Raw genomic sequence first — 21,940 nt, forward strand, 5'->3', positions numbered from 1 at the left:
CGCTGAGAGGAGGACCTGCTGTGAATGCTGTACAACGGAACAAGCTGGCCCGCCGCCTTGTGGGGCTGGCCCTGATTCTGGCCATGCTGCTGCCCCTGACCGGGCCGGGCATGGTCCTGGACGCCTCCGCCGTGACCCAGGCGGAAATCAACGCCCTGCGGAACAACGCCAGCCATCTGGCCAGCCAGAAGAAGGAGATCCAGAGCCAGCTGAAGGCGGTCCAGGCGGACAAGAGCGCCGCCCTGACGAAAAAGCAGCTGCTGGAGGAGCAGATCGACATCATCCGCCAGGAGATCGACAGCACCAACGACCTGATTGCCATGTATGACCAGCTCATCGGCGAGAAGACGGCGGAGCTGGCGCGGGCGGAGGAGGAGGAGTCCGCCCAGTTCGAGCTGTTCTGCCGTCAGATGCGGCTGATGGAGGAGCAGGGAGAGGTGTCTTACTGGTCCATCCTGTTCTCCTCCAACAGCTTTACGGAGCTGCTTGACAACTACATGATGATCGAGGAGATTATCGAATATGACAACCAGGTGATCAACGACCTGGTGGCCCTCCAGGAGCGGGTGACCGCCGACCGGACCGAGCTGGAGGAGGCCCAGAGCGAGCAGGAGGAGGCCAAGGCCCAGCAGATGGCCTATCAGGAGGAGCTGCAGGCCCAGGAGGCCGAGGTGGACAAGCTGATCGCGGAGATCAGCGCCCAGGAGGACCTGCTGGAGGAGATGGAGGAAGCGGTCAACAAGGCCGCCAAAGAGCTGGACGCCCAGATCAAGGCCAAGGAGAAGGAATACGCCGCCCAGGTCGCCAAGGTGCCCAGCGAATCCGGCTTCCTCTGGCCCCTGCCGGGGAGCTATAACACCATCTCCTCGCTGGCGGGCGGACGGATCCACCCGGTCACCGGCAAGCCGGGCAACCATGCCGGTATTGATATCCCAGCCCCCTCGGGGACCAACATCTACGCGGCCAAGAGCGGCGTGGTGATCCACGCGGCCAAGGGTACCGGCAGCAGCTGGTCCTACGGCAACTATGTGATCGTCTCCCACAGCGACGGTACCAGTACCCTCTACGCACACATGAGCCGCATCGGCTGCAAGCAGGGCCAGGTGGTCACCCAGGGGGATGTGATCGGCTATGTGGGCACCACCGGCCGGTCCACCGGCAACCATCTCCACTTTGAGGTCCGGGTGGGCAGCACCCGCAAGGACCCGGTGAACTACTTCACAGACAAGGCGCTCTATGTGCTGAGCAGCGGCAAAAAGGTTGCCATGTGGAATTGGATGTAACATGAAAACGTCTCCGCCCCGGCTGTGGGGCGGAGACGTTTTTCGTGAAATTTCCACTTGCTATTCTGCCGGAAGGGGACTACAATAGAGCTGAATATGTCGAAGCGTGTCGAACGCTGGAGAGGGTGGGGCCAATGTCCGAAGAGATCACCATGGAGCGGCCGCAGTCCGCCGGGGACGTCCCGTCCCGGCAGAACAAGGGGCGGCGTCCGGCCAAAGGGTGGGTGAGAAGGGCGGTCCCCATTCTGCTGGCCCTGGCCGTGCTGGTCCCCACTGGGGTGGCTCTGGGGCTGGAGGTCTCCCTGACCCAGGCCCGGGCGCAACTGAGCCAGCTGCAGCAGCCGGGCGGCGTTCCGGCGGCGGACGGAGGGGTCTGGTACCGGCCGGGTACGGAGGGGGACGGGACTCCGGAGAGTCCCCCCGCAGTCCGGGAGGAGCCGGAATCCGATGGCCCCGGCCCGGAGGTCCCCGCCTATCAGGCGCTGTACCCGGAGCTCTACGCCCAGCCCCATGAGTGGAGCACGGTGGAAAAAAGCATGGTGTGCTACCTCACCTTTGACGACGGCCCCTCCGCCCGGACCCCGGAGGTGCTGAAGATTCTGGAGGAGTACGGCGTGAAGGCCACCTTCTTTGTGGTGGGCAAGGACACGGAGCAGTCCAAACAGTGGATGAAGCAGATCGTGAACGCCGGGCATACCATCGGCGTCCACAGCTACACACACAGCTACCGGACCATTTACGACTCGGTGGAGGCCTTTTTGGACGACTTCGCCCAGGAGTACCACATCATTGAGGAGGCCACTGGGACAGCCCCCCAGATCTTCCGTTTTCCGGGCGGGAGCATCAACGCCTATAACGGCCACATCTATCAGGAGATCGTGGCAGAGATGACTCGCCGGGGCTTTGTTTACTTCGACTGGAACCGGCAGAGCGGCGACGCGGTGCGCAATTCCCCTTCCGCCGCCGTGCTGACCCGGAACGCCCTAGACAAGCTGGGGACCTCCAACCGGGTGATTCTCCTGATGCACGACAGCCGGAGCCACGCCAATACCGTGGCCGCCCTGCCCGCCATCATCGAGGGCTACCGGGACGCCGGCTACACCCTGGAGGCCCTCACCCCCGAGGTGCGGCCCATCGTCTACGCCTACCCCAATCCCTGAGTCGATCCGCCCGCTTTAAATTTTATAGTTGCGGGAAAGAAAAATTGTGGTATAATGGATGCGGAAGGGTACCCTTCCAGTCTTTGCAATGCAAAGACTGGAAGGGTACCCTTCCAGTCTTTGCAATGCAAAGACTGAGGTTACTCAAAAAGAGAAAAGAGGTATGAAGTATGAGAAAACTGAAAAAAGCGTTTTCCCTTACGCTGGCTCTGGCGATGTGCCTGGGCCTGATGGCCGTTCCCGCAACGGCGCTGAACCCTGGCGAGGAGTGGGTGGGCGACTTTGTGGTCAACGGCGACACGCTGGTGGGGTACTACGGCGACGGCGGCGCGGTTACCATTCCCGACGGAATTACCACCATTGGGCTTGGTGCGTTCGAGGACTGCGCGGGCTTGACCAGCGTGACCATCCCCAACAGCGTTACTGCCATTGGAATTAATGCGTTCAGCGGCTGCACGGGCCTGACCAGTGTGACTATCCCCAACAGCGTCACTGGCATTCAAAATGGTGCGTTTAGCGGCTGCACAGGTTTGACCAGCGTGACTATTCCCAACAGCGTTACTAGCACTGGAACGGGTGTATTCAGTGACTGCACGGGTCTGACCAGTGTAACTGTCTCCAACAGCATCACATATATTAACAATGCTTTGTTCAAGGGCTGCACGAGCCTGACCAGCGTGACCATTCCCAACAGTGTCACTACCATTGCAGGTGCTGCGTTCGAGAACTGCACAAGTCTGACCAGCGTGACCATCCCCAGCAGCGTCACTGCCATTGGAAATAGTGCGTTTGAGAACTGTACGGGCCTGACCAGCGTAACAATCTCCGATGGCGTCATTAGCATTCGGGAAGATGCGTTCCGAGGCTGTACGAGTCTAACCAGTGTGACCATCCCCAGCAGCGTCACGAACTTTGGAGAAAACATATTCGGAAAGTGCGCGAGTCTGACCAGCATGACCATCCTCAGCGACAAAGTTTACCTGGGAAGCTACATCCGTTTTGAAAGTTGTCCGAGCCTGACCGATATCTACTACATCGGGTCCAAGGCGCAGTGGAAGGAGCGTGGCGGGGACGTAGCAGAAAGTAACTGGGCCAGGTACAGCTACATTAATCGCACCGTCCACTTCAACAGCACCGGCCCCAGCACCACCCAGCCCACCACCCCGCCCCAGCCCCAGCAGCCCGCCGGGACCACCGCCTCCCCCACCAACGACAAACTGGAGGTCAATGGAAACGCCGCCAACCCCACGGTGTACAAAATTGGCGACAGCAACTACTTCAAGATCCGCGACGTGGCCGCCCTGCTCAACGGCACCGAGAAGCAGTTCGCCGTGGGCTACGACGGCAGCAAGAACGCTGTCACCGCCACCACCGGCCAGGGGTATGAGAAGCAGTCCGGCGACCTGACAGGGGCCGCCGCCGGCGGCAGCCAGACTGCCGACCCCAGCAACGACGCCATCTATGTGGACGGCCAGAAGATCACCGCCGAGGTGTATAAGATTAACGGCTCCAACTACTTCAAGCTCCGGGACCTGGGCAAGGCCCTGAACTTCTACGTGGGCTGGAGCGCGGAGCGCGGCATGTATATCGAGACCGGCAAGCCCTACAGCGAATAAGCGGACAGGCGGCTCCCCTGAGGGGAGCCGCTCTTTTGTGTTGTCGGGAAAATTCGTGAAAATAATCGTTGCGAAACTGGAAAAAGTATAGTACAATAGGAAAAGCTTTTGTTCCGTCTCGGTACGGAGCAAGGCCGCACTAGTCGGGGAGACAGCGGTGCCCTGTACCCGCAATCCGCTACAGCGGGGATGAATCCCGGCCCCCGGACGTGAGGATGTATTGTCTGCCCTGGAAAAGCAGTGATGATAGACCGGTCCCGCGCAACGGGGCTGCTGTGAACCGTGTCAGGCGGGGAACCGAGCAGCACTAAGCGGATGGCCCCGTGTGCCGTGGGGTTGCTGGTCTTGAGCCGGCTGTCCAGGTAACGGGTATGTCCCGCGCTTCAAAGGCCGGTGTGCGGTCTTGCTCTTTGCCGGGACGCGGCATATTTTGGGAGGTGGAGACGTGTACCAGGCGCTGTACCGCAAATGGCGGCCCAGGACCTTTGACGACGTGGTGGGCCAGGAGCACATCACCGGTACCCTGAAGCGTCAGGCGGCGGCGGGGCGGCTCTCTCACGCCTACCTGTTCACCGGCACCCGGGGGACGGGCAAGACCACCTGCGCCAAGATTCTGGCCCGGGCGGTGAACTGCGAACATCCCCAGGACGGCGACCCCTGCAACGCCTGTCCCGCCTGTCTGGGCATTGAAAACGGCTCCATTCTGGACGTGCTGGAGCTGGACGCCGCCTCCAACAACGGCGTGGATCAGGTCCGCGCCCTCCGGGACGAGGCGGTCTATACCCCGGCCGCTGTGAAAAAGCGGGTGTACATCATCGACGAGGCCCATATGCTCACCACCCAGGCGTGGAACGCTCTGCTGAAGATTTTGGAGGAGCCTCCCGCCCACCTGATGTTTATTCTGGCTACTACCGAGCCCCACAAGGTGCTGGCCACCATCCGCAGCCGGTGCCAGCAGTACTCCTTCAAGCGCATTCTGCCCATGCAGATTGCCCAGCGCCTCAGCTTTGTGGCGGAGCAGGAGGGCATCCCCCTGACCGAAGAGGGGGCCGCCCTGCTGGCCCGCCTGGCCGACGGCGGCATGCGGGACGCTCTGTCCCTGCTGGACCAGTGCGCCGGACATGCCTCTGCCGTGGATGAGCGGGCCATTCTGGACACCCTGGGCCTGGCGGGCAACGTGGAGACCGCCGCCCTCATGGGCCAGCTGGCCGCCCGGGACGCCGCCGCCGCCTTAGACACCCTTGCCCGGCTGTACAGCAGCGGGAAGGAGGTGGGCTCGGTGCTTGGGGAGCTGTCCACGCTGGCCCGGGACCTGCTGCTCCGGAAGACCGCCCCCCAGGGAGGGGCCGCCCTGATGACCGGGGGCTACGACGAGGCTACCCTGCGCCGCCTGGGGGAGCAGCTGTCCGCCCAGCGGCTGCTGCAGATGCTCACCCAGCTGCAAAGCGCCGCCTCCGGCCTGTCCCGGAGCGTCAACCGGCGCACCGACGCGGAGCTGTGCCTTATCCGGCTCAGCGACGAGGGGCTGGATGAGTCCTTTGCCGGTCTGTCCGCCCGGATCGCCCGGGTGGAGGAGCGGCTGGCCAAGGGACTCCCCGCCGCTCCGCCCCCCGCGGCTAAGGCGGAGCCTGTCCAGGTGAAGCCCGCTTCGCCGGAGGAGCCGCCTCCCCCCTGGGAGGATCAGGCCCCGCCTCCGGAGGAGGAGCTGGAGTATGTCTTCGACCTGCCGGAGGACCCGGCAGCCAGACCGGAGCCGCCCCGTGCCGCACCTGCACCGGCCTCAGAGGCGCCTGCGGTCCGGGAATCTGGTCCCGCGCCTGCGCCCGTTTCTGCGCCCACGTCCGCTCCGGCGGATCAGGGGGGCGGGGACCGTGCCTTCTGGCCCTCCTTTGCGGCGGGCCTGCGGGGAAAGGTGCCTCCGACGGTGATGCCATACCTGAACAACCCGGCCAAGGTGACCGGGGTATGGCAGAACGGCAGGCTCACGCTGTGGGTGGACAGCAGCTTTACCCGCTCCATGCTGAACAAGCCTGCGGTGCTGGAAAAGCTGGCCCAGGCGGCGGCCGCCGTCTTTGGCGGGGAGCCCCAGGTCAGCGTGTCGGTGGGGACGCCTCCCCCGGCGGGGCCGGCTCCGTCCTCCGCCCCCGCGGCGCAGGAGCCGGAAAAGGACCCGCTGGACGATCTGATGTCCTCCTTCGGCGGACTGGATAATATCACCATTCAATAAAACCTGAAAAAAGGAGTTTTTGTTATGGCAAAAGGGTATGGCCGTATGCCCGGCATGGGCGGCGGCATGAACATGAACATGATCAAGCAGGCCCAGAAGATGCAGCAGGACATGCTGCGCATGCAGCAGGAGCTGCAGGAGAAGGAGTACTCTGCCGCCTCCGGCGGCGGGGTGGTCACCGCCACCGTCAGCGGTAAGCACGAGCTGAAAAATCTGGTCATCGACCCCGAGGCGGTGGACCCCGAGGATGTGGAGATGCTCCAGGACATGATCGTGGCTGCGGTGAACGAGGCCATGCGCGCCGCCGATACCGACGCCGCCAATACCATGCAGTCCCTCACCGGCGGCCTGAACCTGGGCGGCCTGGGACTGTGAGAATTCAAACGGAAAGGGCTGTCCGCCGGACAGCCCTTTGCTCGTACAAAAAGGAGGCATAGACGGATGAACAGGAGAGAGACGGAACAAAACCAGCCTGATTCCGGGGTCCAGTTCCCCGACGCGGACGGCTTTTTTTACTCCGGCCCCAGCCCGGACGTGTGGGCGGGGTATCTGAAAAACCAGCTGCGCCGGACCCTGGCCCCCCTGCCCCAGGAGCGGGACGGACGCCTTGCCGCCCTGCGGAAGGCCCAGAGCCAGCCCGGCTGGCAGTGGAACGTCTCCCGGGCGGAGCATTTGGAGGCGGCGGAAGCGGGCTGGCAGCGGAAGGCGCTGGCGGACTGGATTTTCTGGAACGACCCCGAGGAGGTGGCCCGCTTGGGCCGTCTGATCCGGGCCATTCAGGCGGACGGGGAGGAGCTGGTCAAGGCCGGCCTGACCCTGGAGGAGGAGCATCTGTTTCGGCAGGCGGCGGAGCTGGTCAAGGCCAAGCGGTTTCAGCAGCGAGGGGTGCGGATTCGGGACCTGTCCTTTCTGGAGGGGCTGACCCAGCTGAAGGAGCTGGACCTGTGGGACAACGACATTGAGGACCTGACCCCTCTGGCCACCCTCAGCGGCCTGCGGGAGTTGTGGGTCCCCTACAACCTGATTTCGGACCTGTCTCCGCTGGCGGGGCTGGACAAGCTGGTGCAGCTGAAGGTTTACGGCAATCAGATTACCAGCCTGGAGCCTCTGCGGGGACTGACTAATCTGAACGTTCTGGACCTGCGGGGCAACCCTCTGGAGCCGGGAGCGCTGGCCTGCCTGCGCAAGTGCAAGCGGCTGGGGATGCTGGACCTGTCCAACACCGGCCTGGGGGACATTTCCGGTCTGGAATTCTGCCGGGCCCACGTCCTGGATCTCCAGAACAACCCCGGCCTCACCGGCCTGGAGGTGATCTCCACCATGAAGCGGCTGTGCTGCCTCAGCCTGGATACCGAGGTGGCCCGCCGGTACGACGTTCAGACTCTGGCCCCCCAGCTTATCGAATATGGGGAACTGGACGGGCTGTCGGTCTACGTCTGGCCTGAGAAATATTACAATTAGGAGGCGAAATCCTTGCCCCATTTTCATCAAAGCCACCCCAAGGAACCGGCAAACCAGCGCGAAAAAATGCTGGAGACGCCGGTGGACCGGCTGATCCTGTCCCTGGCCGCCCCCACGATCGTCAGCATGCTGGTCACCTCCATCTACAACATGGCGGATACCTACTTTGTCTCCCAGCTGAACACCAGCGCCTCGGGGGCGGTGGGGGTGGTCTTTTCCCTGATGGCCATCATTCAGGCGGTGGGCTTTACGGTGGGCATGGGCTCCGGCTCCATCGCCTCCCGGCTGCTGGGCCAGGACAGGGGGGAGGAGGCCGACACCTATGCCTCTACCGGTGTGATCACCGCGCTGGTCCTGGGCCTGATCCTGTCGGCGCTGGGACTGGCCTTCCGAGGGGACCTGATCTGGCTGCTGGGCAGCACCAGTACCATCTACCCCTACGCGCTGGACTATGCCTTTTACATCGTTCTGGGCGCACCGGTGATGATCCTGGCCTTCACCCTGAACAACCTGCTGCGCTGGCAGGGGAAGGCCAGCCTGTCCGTCTTCGGCCTGGCCACCGGCGGGGTGCTGAACATGATCCTGGACCCCATCTTCATCTACGGCTTCCACATGGGCATCGCCGGGGCGGGAGCGGCCACCCTGCTGAGTCAGTGTGTCAGCCTGAGCATTCTGGCCTCCTTCTTCCTGCGGAGAAAGAGCAGCCTGCAGGTGAGTCCCGCCTGCATTTCCCGCTCCCCCCGGACCTATCTGGCCATTCTGAAGCAGGGCATGCCCTCCTTCTTCCGCCAGGGAGTGCTGTCGGCGGCCACCATGTCCCTGAACTACAACGCCCGCATCTACGGCGACGCGGCGGTGGCTGCCCTGTCCATCGTCACCAAAATCTTCAACCTGATCCAGTCCATCGTCATCGGCTTCGGCCAGGGGTTCCAGCCGGTGCTGGGCTATAACTACGGCGCGAAGCGGCTGGACCGGGTGAAGGAGGCGGTGCGGTTTTCCTTGAAAAGCTGCACCATCATCCTGACGGTGGGGGCGGTGATTGGTTTTTTCCTGGCCCCCTGGATCATCGCCCTGTTCCGCCGGGACGACCCTCTGGTCATTGAGATCGGCACCCGGGCCTTCCGGTATCAGTGCTTTACCCTGCCCCTGGGAGCGGTGATGGTGTTTTCCAACATGTTCTTCCAGTCGCTGGGCAAATCCTGGCGGGCTGTCATCCTGGCCATCTGCCGGCAGGGGCTGTACATCCCGCTGGTCTATCTGATGACGGCCTGCTTCGGCCTCGCCGGCCTGGAGCGCACACAGGCCGTGTCCGATTTGCTGGCCTTTACACTGGCCGCTTCCGTGACCGGCCACTACTTCAAAACCGAGTTTGGGAAAGAGACCTGACAGCCGGCCTCGGAGAGCGGATGTTCTCCGGGGCTTTTCAGTGGGGAAATTTTAAGAGTTCTTAAGATTTTCCTACTTGCGATTTAAACTGTCTGTGATATGCTATGGTCAGAAATAAACAGGGGAGGAGCCGTTGACATGTACACCATCCTGATCTGTGACGACGACAGAGACATTGTGTCTGCGCTGGATATCTATCTCACCAGCGAGGGCTACCAGACCATCAAGGCCTACAACGGCCGGGAGGCGCTGAAGGCGGCGGAGACCCACGAGATCCACCTGATTCTCATGGACATCATGATGCCCGAGCTGGACGGCATCCGGGCCACCGTCAAGCTGCGGGAGGGGAGCAACGTGCCCATCATCCTCCTTACCGCCAAGAGCGAGGACACCGACAAGATCCTGGGTCTGAACATCGGGGCGGACGACTATATCACAAAGCCCTTCAACCCTCTGGAGGTGATGGCCCGGGTAAAATCCCAGCTGCGGCGGTACACCTCCCTGGGCGGGGCGGAGAAGGGCCCTGGCCTCATCACCGCCGGCCCCATCGCCATGGACGACGGGGCCAAGGTGGTCACCGTGGACGGAGAGCCCATCAGCCTCACCCCCATCGAGTACAACATCCTGAAGCTGCTGCTGTCCCACCCGGGGCAGGTGTTTTCCTCTGCCCAGATCTACGAGCAGGTGTGGAACGACCCGGCCTACGGCTCGGAAAACACGGTGGCCGTCCACATCCGGCACCTGCGAGAGAAGATCGAGATCAACCCTGCCGAGCCCCGGTACTTGAAGGTGGTCTGGGGCCTGGGCTATAAGATTGAGAAGGGAGCATAGCCGTGAACAAGCTGCAAGGCAATGTAATCGCCAAGCTGTGTGCCTGGGCCGTTCTGCTGGCCGCCGCCTTTGGGGCGGGGATTTTCGGGGTGCGGGCGGTGCTCAGCTTCGGATCGGTGGCCGACGACAGCTGGCAGAACTCCTCCCGGTACTACAACGCCGTGGACGAACGCCGGCGGGAGCTGGTGGCGGGGATCAGGCTCTCCCAGCGGCTGGAGCAGCTGGAGCAGCAGATTGGGGAGGGAACCGCCAGTTCCCTGGCCTACGCCGACGCGGAGGCCCTGCGGGAGGAGCGGGCCAAGGTGGAGGAGCGGTTTTCCCGGCAGAACACCTGGTTCCGTTTCCGGGTGCTTACCGACAACGGGCAGACCCTTCTGGGCACCAACCTCAACGACGACGAGGCCATGATCCGGGCGGTCCAGAATGTACACTACTTCTCCTTCGAGCTTTGGGAGGAGGATATCTATGGGAATGCGTCCTACTATAACTCGGAAACGGGCGAAGGATATTCTGATCCTCCCACTGCGGGACTCAATCCGGAGACCGAAGCCGCGCCGCTGAAGCTGGTGCTGGAGTACGGGGTGCCTGAAACGATTGACGATTCGATTCAGGACGAGTTCAGCCAGATCTGGAGCATATGGAACATGGACCGGGCGGCCTTTGACCAGTACCTCACCGGCTTTTTGAGTCTGACGGCGCTCACCCTGCTGGCCCTGGTCTGGGTACTCTGGACCGCCGGACACAGGGCGGGGGCGGAGGGGACCGTCACCACCTGGCAGGAGCGGATATTCTTTGACCTGTACGCCGCGGTTGTGATTGCTGCCGAAGTCTGTCTGGTTGCCTGCTTGATCTGGACGGCGGAGCAGCTCTACTGGGGAGCGGCCAATATTTACTCCATCATGAATGAGGATTTTGGTGCCTTCTATGAGCTGGGGATGATAGGGGCCGGTGCTCTCTTCGCCGCCGAGGTGTCCTGCGGTGCGCTGCTGCTGCGCACCTTGGCTGTCCGGCTCAAGGCGGGCTGTCTGGGGAAAACCACCCTGCTGTGCAGGGTGGTCACATGGATGGTGAAGACCATCCATGACTTCCTTCGCTTCCTGCCCTTTACCTGGAAGCTGGTGCTGGGCTTCGGGGCGTATGTGGTATTTTCCTTCTGGCTGATTGCGGTGGGGAGGTATGACGGTGTATTTATGCTGATGTATTTCTGTTTGCAGATGGTCTTGCTGCTCTTCCTGTCCTGGTGGGCCTACGGCTACTACCGCCTGCGCCAAGGCACCAAGACCATTGCCAAGGGGGATCTGGAATACCAGATCGACACCCGGCGGATGCCCTACGACCTGCGCCTCCAGGCGGAGGATTTGAACAACATCTCCGCCGGGCTGTCGGCGGCGGTGGACGAGAAGATGAAGAGCGAGCGGTTCAAGGCGGAGCTGATTACCAACGTCTCCCACGATTTGAAAACGCCCCTCACCTCGATCATCAATTATGTCAACCTGCTGAAATCCACCGACCAGACCGACCCCAAGGCGGCGGAGTATATCGAGGTGCTGGACCGGAAGTCCCAGCGGCTGAAAAAGCTCACCGAGGATCTGGTGGAGGCGTCGAAAGCGTCCACGGGGGTGCTGTCGGTGGCTCGGGAGAAGATTGGCATGGCCCAGCTCATCGACCAGGCGGCGGCGGAGTGGGAGGAGCGGCTGACCCAGCAGCGCCTCACCCTGGTGACCACCCTTCCCGAGGGGGAGACCTGGGTCTACGCCGACGGCCGCCACCTGTGGCGGGTCATCGACAACCTGCTGTCCAACTGCGCCAAGTACGCCATGGAGGGTACCCGGGTCTACCTGGACCTGGAGCGGGGGAAGGGACAGGTGGTCCTGTCGGTGAAAAACATCTCCCGGGAGCCGCTGAACGTCCCCGCCGAGCGGCTGATGGAGCGGTTCGTCCGGGGGGAGGAGTCCCGGTCCACCGAGGGCTCCGGGCTGGGGCTGTCCATCGCCCGGTCTCTCACCGAGCTTCAGGGGGGCGCCTTCGACCTGGCTGTGGACGGCGACCTGTTCAAAGCCATTGTTACCCTGCCCCAGGCCAATTGACCCATCTGCGTCCGCCCGTCCCCAATGGGATGGGCGGATTTTTTGTCCCCAGAAAATTGGAAAAAGCTATGGCTTTTTTCAGGATTTGTGGTATGATGATAGGTACCGTCATTATGTAATGTATTCTGGACCGGGAAAGGAGGCGGAGCGTTGTGAAGAAACGATGGACCATGCTGGCCCCCATGCTGCTGGCGCTGGCGCTGCTCAGCGGCTGTCTGTTCCGCTCCCCGGACGACCTGTACCGCCAGCCGGAGAAGTCGCCGGGCTATGAGCAGCTCAACGCCGCCATCCGGGCGGTGCGCACCGGGCTGGAGACCGAGTTTGGGGTCCGGGTGGAGGATGTGACCATCATGGCGGGGGACAACACCGCCAGCATCCAGCTCCAGGACCTGGACGGCGACAGCCTGCGGGAGAGCGCGGTCACCTTTTTCCGGGTGCCCGGCATCGAGAAGCCGATCAAAATCTACATTTTCAACCAGATCGACGAGGAGTATGTGGTGACCGGCGTGGTGGAGGGCGAGGGCAGCGCCATCTACGCCATCGACTACGCCCAGATCAACGGCGAGGGCCGCAAGGAGCTGGCGGTCAACTGGCAGATCAGCACTGGCGCGTACCAGCTGGGGGTCTATACCCTGGACGACGTGGACCTGCCCAGCGAGGGTCTGGAGGAGGAGGAGCGGCTCGCCGCCGTCCGGTCCATGACCCGGGCCGACCTGATGGGCACCGAGCGGCTGCTCACCCGGTGCAGCGTGGCCGTCGACGGCTCCAGCGGCTGCCGGCTGCTGGACATGGACCGGGACTCCCGCATCGAGGTGCTGGTCGCCCGGATGGACGCGGGCGGGGCCAGCAGTCAGGTGGAGCTGTATGGCTGGGATGACGGCGCCATCGCCTCGCTGGGGGTCACCGAGCTGTCCGCCGGCATCAACGCACTCAACCGCATCCGCACCAACTATCTGGCCGGAAACCACAACCAGCCCGCCCTCTATGTCACCAGCACCCTGGCGGAGGGGGGACGGGTCATTGATGTGGTGGCCTATATGAACGGTACGCTGACCAACGTCTCCATGGGGAGCGAGGGGGTGAGCCGGGAGCTGATTCAGGGCTATACCGACATCAATCCCACCGACATCAACAGCGACATGGTGGCCGAGCTGCCCTCCCCCTACCAGCTGCCCAGCTACGGGGAGAGCACCTCCAGCAACTTCTGGCTCATCGACTGGGCCCAGTACGACGAGCGGGGCACCCGCAACCATGTGGTCACGACTTACCACAACGTCAGCGATGGCTGGTACCTCACCATCCCGGAGAGCTGGCGGGACCAGATCACCATCTCCCGCAACGACCAGGTCACCGGACGGCGAGAGGTGGTCATCTCCCACTGGCTGGGCCAGGAGCGGGAACCGGAACCCTTCCTGTCCATCTACCGCATGGCCAGCAGCCGCACCACCGACCTGGAGGAGGAGGGCTGGACCATCCTCCGGGAGGAGGAGAACATCACCTACGCCGCCCGCTTCCATGAGGACGGTTGGAACTCCGGCCTGGACGAGATGGACCTGCTGGAGCGGTTCGACACCATCAAGCGCAGCTGGTATAATGAGTAAGGGAGGAAAACGCCCATGCGAAAGGTACTGGTCCTGGAGGACGAGGAGAATATCCGCAGTTTTGTGGTCATCAATCTGAAGCGGGCGGGCTATCAGACCGTGGAGGCGGGCGCCGGCGAGGAGGCCCTGGAGGCCGTGAAGAACAACCCGGACATCAAGGTGGCCCTGCTGGACATCATGCTGCCCGGCATCGACGGCTTTGAGGTCTGCCGCCGCCTGCGGGCCATGGACAACAAGATCGGCATCATCATGCTCACCGCCCGCACCCAGGAGATGGATAAGGTCACCGGCCTGATGACCGGGGCGGACGACTATGTGACCAAGCCCTTCTCCCCGGCGGAGCTCACCGCCCGGGTGGACGCCCTCTTCCGCCGCACCGGCGGGGACGAGGTCTCCGTCTCCCCCGACGAGATCAGCGACCCGCCCTTCCTGCTGAACACCCGCAACCGCACCCTGGAAAAAAACGGCCAGCGGGTGAAGCTGACCCAGGTGGAGTACTCTATCGTTAAGCTGTTTATGGAGAATCCGGGGAAAGCCCTGTCCCGGGAGGAGATTTTGGATACCGTCTGGGGCAAGGACTACTTTGGAGAGCTGAAGATTGTGGACGTAAACATCCGCCGCCTGCGCATCAAAATCGAGGACAACGCCCAAAAGCCCACCTTTGTCAACACGGTGTGGGGCTACGGCTATAAATGGGGAAGTTGAGCAATGGCCAAGACGACGAAGGTACAGGACCAGGTAAAGATCCGGGGCATCCGGAGGCGGTGGCTGCTGAACAGCGTGGCCATTGTGATGCTGATCCTGACGCTGGCGGTGGGGGCCTTCGCCGCCATGCTGGTGAGCTACTACTACACCGGCACGGAGGACGATCTGCTGCGCAAGGCCACCTCCGGGGCCAACGGCTTCCGGATGTATACCCGCTCCGACTACTGGGCGGCGGCCCAGCAGACGGTGAGCAGCTACGAGGACAAGGGCAAGCTGGAGCTGCAGTTTCTGGACACGACGGGGGCGGTGGTTTTCTCGGGCAACGACCTGACCGCCGGCTCTGCACCCAGCACCCCGGACATCCAAAAGGCCCTGAACGAGCGCAGCGGCGGCTCCTGGAGCGGCCGGGACCCGGACACCGGGGAGCGCATCCTGGCCGCCTCCAGCCCGGTGATCTACCAGGGGGAGGTGGTGGGGGTGATCCGTTATGTCACCTCCCTGTCTGAGATCGACCGGCAGTTTATCTTTACCATGACGGTGATCGCCGCCATCGCCCTGGGCATCTTTGCCATGGTCTATTTTTCCAACCTGTACTTTGTCCGCTCCATTGTGGAGCCTCTGGCCGGCATCACCGAGATCGCCCAGGTGATCGCCGACGGCAGCTACGGTGTGCAGATCGAGAAAAAGTACGACGACGAGATCGGCGAGCTCACCGACGCCATCAACGATATGTCCCGAAAGATCCGGCAGGCGGAGAAGACCCAGAGCGAGTTTATCTCCTCCGTCTCCCACGAGCTGCGCACCCCGCTGACCGCTATCACCGGCTGGGCGGAGACCATCCAGAACGGGGAGTGCCGCTCGGCCAGCGACATCCGCAAGGGGATGGGCATCATCGTCTCCGAGGCCCGGCGGCTGACCAACATGGTGGAGGAGCTGCTGGAGTTCTCCCGGATGGAGGACGGCCGGTTCACTCTGTCGGTGGAGCCTCTGGACCTGAAGGCGGAGCTGGAGGACGCCGTGTACACCTACACCGAGTTCTTCCGCAAGGAGGACATCGCAGTGGTGTATGCCGGCGGCCCGGAGGAGGCCCTGCCCATCTCCGGGGACCCGGAGCGGCTGCGCCAGGTGTTCTGCAACCTGCTGGACAACGCGGGCAAGCACGGGGGAGCCGGCAAGCGCATTGACGTATCCATCCACCAGGAGGGGGAGGAGGCGGTGATCCGCATCCGGGACTACGGCCCCGGCGTCCCCGAGGAGGAGCTGCCCTTCCTGAAGAACAAATTCTACAAGGGCAGCTCCAGAGCCCGGGGCTCTGGCATCGGTCTGGCGGTGTGCGAGGAGATCGTCACCCGCCATGAGGGGAAGCTGGAGGTGGACAACGCTGTGGGCGGCGGCTTTCAGGTGACCGTCCGGCTGCCCGTTGAAGTCTGAGGGCAGGTCTGCTATAATAAACAGAAGTAAAACCAAAGGAGAACCTAAATGTCCAAGCAAGAACCACAGAAATTCAAAACCATGTGCGGCGGACAGGCCCTCATTGAGGGCATCATGATGCGCGGCCCCCGGAAGCAGGCCGTGGTGGTCCGCAGGAGCGACGGCGGGCTGGAGATCCAGGAGAAGGAGCTCCGGTTCATCAAGGACCGGTACCCCATCCTGGGCTGGCCCCTGATCCGGGGCGTGATCAACTTTGCCGATTCCATGTACAATGGGGTCACCGCCCTGATGTACTCCGCCGAGTTCTACCCGGAGGACGGGGAGGAGGGGGAGGGGGAAGAACCCTCCAAATTTGAGAGCTGGCTCAACGAGCGCCTGGGCAGCGAGCGGTTCACCGCCCTGATCACCACCCTGGCGGTACTGCTGGGGCTGGCCATGTCCATCGGGCTGTTTTTCCTCCTGCCCACCCTGCTGGGGACGGCCGTCACCGTCCTGACCGACTCCATGCTGATTCGAAACCTGGCAGAGAGCGCGCTGAAGCTGCTCATCTTTGTGGCCTACCTGGCCATCTGCTCCCGGATGGGGGAGATGAAACGGGTCTTTTCCTACCACGGAGCGGAGCACAAGACCATCTTCTGCTACGAGGCCGGACTGCCCCTGACCGTGGAGAATGTGCGCCTCCAGCCCCGGCACCACCCCCGGTGCGGTACCAGCTTCCTGTTTATGGTCATCGCCGTGTCCATTCTCGTGTCCACCATTGTCTTCGCCATCTGGCCGGTGCACAACCCCTTCCTGCGCTTTCTGGCCCATCTGGCCATGCTGCCGGTCATTGTGGGGATCAGCTACGAGTTCAACCGCTGGGCCGGGCGTCACGACGGCCCCGTCACCCGGGTCCTGACCGCCCCCGGCCTGTGGCTGCAGAATTTTACCACCTTCGAGCCGGACGACTCCATGATCGAGGTGGGCATCCAGGCCCTGGAGCTGGTCCTGCCGGAGCAGCAGGGGGAGGACGCCTGGTAACGAGACCAAAGACGAAATACAACAGGAAGGTGATTCCATGGCAACCACCTACAACAACCTATTCCTGGACACCCGCGCCCGGCTGAAGAAGGCGGGGGTGGAGTCGGCCCAGCTGGAGGCCCGGGAGATCATCTGCTTTGCCGCCGACAAGAGCCGGGAGCAGTTTTACCGGGACATGTCCCTGTACGTCTCCGGTGCAATGGAGCAGCGGGTGGAGGAGCTGGTCCGCCGCCGTCTGGCGGGGGAGCCGGTGGCCTATATCATTGGCGAGTGGGAGTTTTACGGCCTGTCGCTGGACATCTCCCGGGACGTGCTCATCCCCCGGCTGGACACCGAGCTGCTGGCCGAGCGGGGCATTTTGAAGGCCCGTGAGTCCGGCGAGGGCGCCCGGGTGCTGGACCTGTGCGCCGGCAGCGGCTGCGTGGGGCTGGCGGTGGCCGCCAACGCCCCGGAGTGCCGGGTGGTGCTGGCGGAGCTGTCCGAGGGAGCGCTGCGGGTGTGCAAGCAGAATGTCCGCCGCAATGAGCTTAACGCCCGGGTCACCTGTCTGTCGGTGAATGCGCTGGAGGCCCCCAGCTCGGCGCTTTGGGACTTCGACGCCATTGTGTGCAACCCGCCCTACATCCCCAGCGGGGATATCCCCAACCTGGATATCTCCGTACGGGACTACGAGCCGGTTATGGCTCTGGACGGCGGCGCGGACGGACTGGACTACTACCACGTGATTGCCTCCAAGTGGAAATCCGCCCTGCGCCTGGGCGGGACCCTCATCTTTGAGGTGGGAATGGGTCAGGCCGGGGCCGTGGAGGACATTCTGGACAAGAATGGCTATGAGGACATCAAGGTCCTGCCCGATACGCAGAACATCCTCCGGGTGGTGGAGGGGACCATCAACAACTAGAACGGGAGATGCCGAAATGAGACGGTGTATCGAACACAGGGAGTTGATTCCCGCGGCCCAGGTCCCGGCGGCGCTGCCGGAGGGGATTGCTGCCCGTTATTACGTCCGTTGGCCGGGGGACTTTCATGAAATCACACCAAGCAATGTGAAGCGGGTCTTGAAAAACCTGCGCAGCGGAGTCTGGATGGATATTTACCTCTACCGCGAGGCGGACGAGGAGGGGGACTATCTGGAGCTGGAGACAGACGGGACCCTCTACAACCTGAGCTACGGGGAGGATCTGGGACAAGTTTGGTGGTCCACCTACGACCCGAAGTACTTAGACTCGGACGAAGAGACCAACATTTCCCATTCGGACGGTCAGACCATTATCTTCCGGGAGACCACTACCACCGACAAAGAGGCGGTTATGACCGCCCTTGCGTACTTCATCCATGCTGGCAAGCTGTGGGACGGTATCCCCTGGATGAAACGGTGGCAGGAGTGGGTGGAAGAATAGTCCGGTTTATGGGACATTTAAAAGAGTATGCTATGGGACAGAACGGGGCCGGACGGAATGCCGCCGGCAGGAAAGGATGATTGACTTGGCGAGTAAAAAACCCATGATCGAGTCGGCCGCGCCGGCTACCGATAAGAAGAAGGCTCTGGCCACCGCTATGGCCCAGATCGAGCGGGCCTATGGAAAGGGTTCCATCATGCGGCTGGGGGAGAATACCGGCGTGGTGGTGGACTCCATCCCCACCGGCTCTCTGTCCCTGGATATCGCCTTGGGCATTGGCGGCGTGCCCAAGGGCCGCATCATTGAGGTCTACGGTCCCGAGTCCTCCGGTAAGACGACCCTGGCCCTCCACATCGTGGCCGAGGCCCAGAAGCGGGGAGGCGAGGTGGCCTTTATTGACGCCGAGCACGCCCTGGACCCCAGTTACGCCCGTGCGCTGGGGGTGGACATCGACTCCATGCTCATCTCCCAGCCGGACACCGGCGAGCAGGGCCTGGAGATCTGTGAGGCGCTGGTCCGCTCCGGCGCGCTGGACGTGATCGTGGTGGACTCCGTGGCCGCCCTGACCCCCCGCGCGGAGATCGAGGGGGACATGGGAGACGCCCACGTGGGCCTGCTGGCCCGCCTGATGAGCCAGGCCCTGCGCAAGCTGGCCGGCTCCATTGCCAAGACCAACTGCATCGTCATTTTCATCAACCAGCTGCGGGAGAAGGTAGGGGTGATGTACGGCAATCCGGAGGTGACCACCGGCGGCCGGGCGCTGAAGTTCTACTCCTCCGTCCGCATTGACGTGCGCCGCGTTGAGGCCATCAAGGAGAGCGGCGAGGTGATCGGCAATCGCACCCGGGCCAAAATCGTGAAGAACAAGGTGGCGCCCCCCTTCCGGGAGGCGGAATTTGACATCCTCTACGGGGAGGGCATCTCCAAATGGGGGGAGATGGTGGATCTGGCCGCCAAGCTGGACATCATCCAGAAATCCGGCTCCTGGTTCTCCATGGGGGAGACCCGCATCGGTCAGGGCCGGGACGCCGCCAAGCAGTTCCTGAAGGACAACCCGGACATCGCCGCCGACGTGGAGGAGCAGGTCCGGGCCAATGCATACAAGCTGATGAGCAAGCAGTCCCAGACCGCCGCCAAGGCCGCCGGCCGTGCAGTGGACGTCTCCGCCGACGACTTTGACGACGGCGCTCCGGCGGACGAGGCGTAAATGGTTATTGAGGAATTAAAGCCCTCTAAACGGGTCCGGGACCGCTGGCTGGCGGTGCTGGAGGACGGGTCCATCCTGCGGCTGAGCAAAAATCAGATCGCGGATTTTGCCCTCTACGCCGGCCGGGAGCTGTCGGACGAGGAGGCGGACAGGCTCACGCAGGCCATCGAGAACGAAAATTTCCGCGCCCATGCCCTGCGCATGATTATGGATACCCCTCGTTCCCGGAAAGAGTTTGTAAAGCGGCTGGAGAAAATAAACTGTCCGCCGGAGAAAGCCCAGGAGATTGCCGGCTGGCTGGAGGACTTGGGCTATCTGGACGACGCCGCCTATGCCCGTGAGGTGGCGGAGCTCTACACCCGCAAGGGCTACGGGAAACGGAAGATCCGGGATGAGTTCTACCGCCGGGGTGTCCCCCGGGAGCTGTGGGACGAGGCCCTGGAGCGGATTGAGGAGGAGGACAGCGCCTCCGCCATCGACGCCTTTCTGGAGAAAAAGCTGAAGGGCAGCCACGACCCCAAGGACGTGAAACGGGCCTCTGACGCTCTGGCCCGCCGGGGCTACCGCTGGCCCGAGATCAGCGACGCCCTGCGGCGCTACGGTATGGAGGTCTGGGACTAACGCAGGACCTCCAGCATGAAGCGGTGACTGAACCGCAGGGTCTGGGCAAAGACCGCAATATTTCGCCGGCGGGAGATATCATCCTCCGCGCATTGATACCGGTATAGCAGGTCGCTGCCGATCTTTTCCTTGACTTCTCCCTCCAGCGTCATGTATGCTTGTACCGCACGCTGATAGTCGCGGTCGTCCTGCAAGCCCGGCGTGCGTTCGCTGATGTAGTTGTAGAGGTCAGTTAAAAATTCGTTCATGGGAATACCCCCTGTTTTCAGATTTTATCTGAAAACATAATATCAGATTAAACCGGAAAAGTCAAGGGTGAATTTATGCTTGATTTAAAAATATTTGGTGAGCGGGTCCGGAGCTTGAGAAAAGGAAAAAACCTGATTCTTGCTGATATTGCGAAACTCTTGAATGTGAGCACGACACAAGCCGGAGATATGGAGAATGGAAAGACGGGAACCAGTCTCCAGCGTCTGGTTATATTGGCGGAGTTTTTCCAGGTTTCTACCGACTACCTCCTGGGTATCACAGACGACCCCACGTGGAGAGGGAAGTAAAAAATAGGAGCGATATCATGGCATATAAAATCGCGTTTATCTCCCTTGGCTGCGCCAAGAACCTGGTGAACACCGAGCAGATGATGGCCCTGTGCCGGGCGGCGGGACACACCGTCACCGGCGACCCGGAGGGGGCCGACGTGGCGGTGCTGAACACCTGCGGGTTCATCGAGTCGGCCAAAAGCGAGGCAATCGACAACATCATCCAGCTGGGAGAGCTGAAAAAGGCGGGCAAGCTGAAAAAGCTGCTGGTGGCGGGCTGTCTCAGCCAGCGCTACCCAGAGGACATCCAGGAGGAGCTGCCCGAGGTGGACGGTATGCTGGGCACCGGCAGCTACACCGACGTGGTGTCCGCCGTGGAGGAGCTGATGGCGGGGGAGCGGCCGGAATATTTCGGCGATATCCACCGTACCTATGAGGACGGGGAGCGGCTGGTGACCACTCCGCCCTACACCGCCTATCTGAAGATCGCTGAGGGGTGCAGCAACGGATGTGCCTTCTGTGTCATCCCAAAGCTCCGGGGCCGGTACCGCAGCCGGCCAATGGCGGCCGTGCTGGAGGAGGCGGAGGGGCTGGCCCGGTCCGGGGTGAAGGAGCTGATCGTCATTGCCCAGGACATCACCCGCTACGGCCTGGACCTGGAGGAAAAGACCTCCCTGGCTCGGCTGATTGACGAGTTGTGTAAGCTGAGCTTCCATTGGCTCCGCCTTCACTACCTCTACCCGGAGGCCATTACCGATGAGCTGATTGAGACCATCGCCTCCCAGCCCAAGGTGCTCCACTACTTGGACATCCCCATCCAGCACTGCAACGACGGGATTTTGAAGGCCATGCGCCGCCGGACCACCAGGGCGGAGCTGGAGGCGCTGTTTGCAAAGCTGCGGGAGGCCATGCCCGACGTGGTGATCCGCACCTCCCTGATCTGCGGCCTGCCCGGGGAGGGGGAGGCGGAGTTTGAGGAGCTGTGCGCATTCCTCCGGGAGCAGAAGCTCCAGCGGGTGGGGGTGTTCCAGTTCTCTCCAGAGGAGGGCACCCTGGCCGCCGCCATGGAGGACCAGGTTGATCCCGACACTGCCGCCCGGCGGGTGGAGCTGGTGGTGGATCTCCAGTCCCGGATCATGGACGAGTACAACGAGGCGCGGCTGGGCAGGACGCTGGAGGTGCTGTGCGAGGGCTTCGACGCCGAGGCGGGCTGTTACGCCGGCCGCACCTGCGCCGATTCGGTGGAGATCGATGGCCGGGTCCTGTTTACCGCCGCCGGACTGGTCCCGGCAGGGGAGTTTGTCAACGTACGCATCACGGGGGTTGCCGACGGGGACCTGACCGGTGAGATCGAGGAGTGAGAAA

Annotated in this window: 20 protein-coding genes and 1 other RNA gene; 20 read left to right on the top strand and 1 reads right to left on the bottom strand. The window is 62.7% G+C overall.

Translation table 11 applies throughout. The features are described 5' to 3' along the window. The first annotated feature begins 20 nt into the window (after positions 1 to 20). From VV088_RS03230 to VV088_RS03315, 18 genes are all read left to right on the top strand, one after another. On the top strand, positions 21 to 1,283 hold the full coding sequence (locus VV088_RS03230; RefSeq protein ID WP_334599354.1) for a murein hydrolase activator EnvC family protein: 1,263 nt from the start codon (positions 21 to 23) through the stop codon (positions 1,281 to 1,283). Between the two features lie 134 nt (positions 1,284 to 1,417). Beyond that, entirely contained in the window at positions 1,418 to 2,443 is a 1,026-nt protein-coding gene (locus tag VV088_RS03235) for a polysaccharide deacetylase family protein (RefSeq protein WP_334599355.1), read from the top strand. Between the two features lie 170 nt (positions 2,444 to 2,613). After that, the gene (locus tag VV088_RS03240; protein WP_334599356.1) at positions 2,614 to 4,059 is read left to right on the top strand and encodes a leucine-rich repeat protein; all 1,446 of its coding nucleotides are present in this window, start codon (positions 2,614 to 2,616) and stop codon (positions 4,057 to 4,059) included. Positions 4,060 to 4,193: 134 nt separating this feature from the next. Continuing rightward, positions 4,194 to 4,460: signal recognition particle sRNA large type (gene ffs, locus VV088_RS03245), an RNA gene on the top strand. A 44-nt stretch (positions 4,461 to 4,504) separates the two neighbouring features. Next, positions 4,505 to 6,286, top strand: coding sequence for a DNA polymerase III subunit gamma/tau (gene dnaX / locus VV088_RS03250; protein WP_334599357.1), 1,782 nt, complete (start codon positions 4,505 to 4,507; stop codon positions 6,284 to 6,286). A 24-nt stretch (positions 6,287 to 6,310) separates the two neighbouring features. Continuing rightward, positions 6,311 to 6,661 carry a YbaB/EbfC family nucleoid-associated protein gene (locus VV088_RS03255; RefSeq protein WP_334599358.1) on the top strand — a complete coding sequence of 117 codons (351 nt, stop codon included), beginning with the start codon at positions 6,311 to 6,313 and terminating at the stop codon, positions 6,659 to 6,661. Positions 6,662 to 6,727: 66 nt separating this feature from the next. Continuing rightward, positions 6,728 to 7,747, top strand: a complete 1,020-nt coding sequence (locus VV088_RS03260) for a leucine-rich repeat domain-containing protein (RefSeq protein ID WP_334599359.1) — start codon at positions 6,728 to 6,730, stop codon at positions 7,745 to 7,747. A gap of 12 nt (positions 7,748 to 7,759) precedes the next feature. Next, on the top strand, positions 7,760 to 9,133 hold the full coding sequence (locus VV088_RS03265) for an MATE family efflux transporter (protein ID WP_334599360.1): 1,374 nt from the start codon (positions 7,760 to 7,762) through the stop codon (positions 9,131 to 9,133). 138 nt (positions 9,134 to 9,271) lie between these two features. Beyond that, positions 9,272 to 9,964, top strand: a complete 693-nt coding sequence (locus VV088_RS03270; RefSeq protein ID WP_334599361.1) for a response regulator transcription factor — start codon at positions 9,272 to 9,274, stop codon at positions 9,962 to 9,964. Positions 9,965 to 9,966: 2 nt separating this feature from the next. Beyond that, complete coding sequence (locus tag VV088_RS03275) at positions 9,967 to 12,051, top strand: sensor histidine kinase (RefSeq protein WP_334599362.1); 2,085 nt, start codon at positions 9,967 to 9,969, stop codon at positions 12,049 to 12,051. A 152-nt stretch (positions 12,052 to 12,203) separates the two neighbouring features. Further along, a complete protein-coding gene (locus VV088_RS03280; protein ID WP_334599363.1) occupies positions 12,204 to 13,652 on the top strand; it encodes a hypothetical protein in 1,449 nt (482 codons plus the stop codon). Positions 13,653 to 13,667: 15 nt separating this feature from the next. Continuing rightward, entirely contained in the window at positions 13,668 to 14,357 is a 690-nt protein-coding gene (locus VV088_RS03285) for a response regulator transcription factor (RefSeq protein WP_334599364.1), read from the top strand. 3 nt (positions 14,358 to 14,360) lie between these two features. Further along, positions 14,361 to 15,788, top strand: a complete 1,428-nt coding sequence (locus tag VV088_RS03290; protein WP_334599365.1) for a sensor histidine kinase — start codon at positions 14,361 to 14,363, stop codon at positions 15,786 to 15,788. Positions 15,789 to 15,836: 48 nt separating this feature from the next. Continuing rightward, on the top strand, positions 15,837 to 16,808 hold the full coding sequence (locus VV088_RS03295; RefSeq protein WP_334599366.1) for a DUF1385 domain-containing protein: 972 nt from the start codon (positions 15,837 to 15,839) through the stop codon (positions 16,806 to 16,808). Between the two features lie 37 nt (positions 16,809 to 16,845). Further along, positions 16,846 to 17,709: a peptide chain release factor N(5)-glutamine methyltransferase gene (gene prmC, locus VV088_RS03300; RefSeq protein WP_334599367.1), complete on the top strand. Its 864-nt coding sequence runs from the start codon at positions 16,846 to 16,848 to the stop codon at positions 17,707 to 17,709. A gap of 16 nt (positions 17,710 to 17,725) precedes the next feature. Next, complete coding sequence (locus VV088_RS03305) at positions 17,726 to 18,208, top strand: hypothetical protein (protein WP_334599368.1); 483 nt, start codon at positions 17,726 to 17,728, stop codon at positions 18,206 to 18,208. Between the two features lie 76 nt (positions 18,209 to 18,284). Further along, the gene (recA, locus tag VV088_RS03310; RefSeq protein WP_334599369.1) at positions 18,285 to 19,415 is read left to right on the top strand and encodes a recombinase RecA; all 1,131 of its coding nucleotides are present in this window, start codon (positions 18,285 to 18,287) and stop codon (positions 19,413 to 19,415) included. Then, the gene (locus VV088_RS03315) at positions 19,416 to 20,036 is read left to right on the top strand and encodes a regulatory protein RecX (protein WP_334599370.1); all 621 of its coding nucleotides are present in this window, start codon (positions 19,416 to 19,418) and stop codon (positions 20,034 to 20,036) included. Here the strand turns inward: VV088_RS03315 and VV088_RS03320 are convergent. After that, positions 20,033 to 20,284 carry a hypothetical protein gene (locus VV088_RS03320; protein WP_334599371.1) on the bottom strand — a complete coding sequence of 84 codons (252 nt, stop codon included), beginning with the start codon at positions 20,282 to 20,284 and terminating at the stop codon, positions 20,033 to 20,035. The two genes, VV088_RS03315 and VV088_RS03320, sit on opposite strands and share 4 nt — an antisense overlap. Before the next feature lie 75 nt (positions 20,285 to 20,359). Here VV088_RS03320 and VV088_RS03325 point away from each other — a divergent pair, with 75 nt between their 5' ends. Next, a complete protein-coding gene (locus VV088_RS03325; RefSeq protein WP_334599372.1) occupies positions 20,360 to 20,593 on the top strand; it encodes a helix-turn-helix domain-containing protein in 234 nt (77 codons plus the stop codon). 17 nt (positions 20,594 to 20,610) lie between these two features. Next, entirely contained in the window at positions 20,611 to 21,936 is a 1,326-nt protein-coding gene (rimO, locus tag VV088_RS03330) for a 30S ribosomal protein S12 methylthiotransferase RimO (RefSeq protein ID WP_334599373.1), read from the top strand. The last annotated feature ends 4 nt before the right edge of the window (positions 21,937 to 21,940 follow it).

This window comes from Lawsonibacter sp. JLR.KK007 (genome assembly GCF_036941135.1).
GTDB lineage: Bacteria > Bacillota > Clostridia > Oscillospirales > Oscillospiraceae > Lawsonibacter.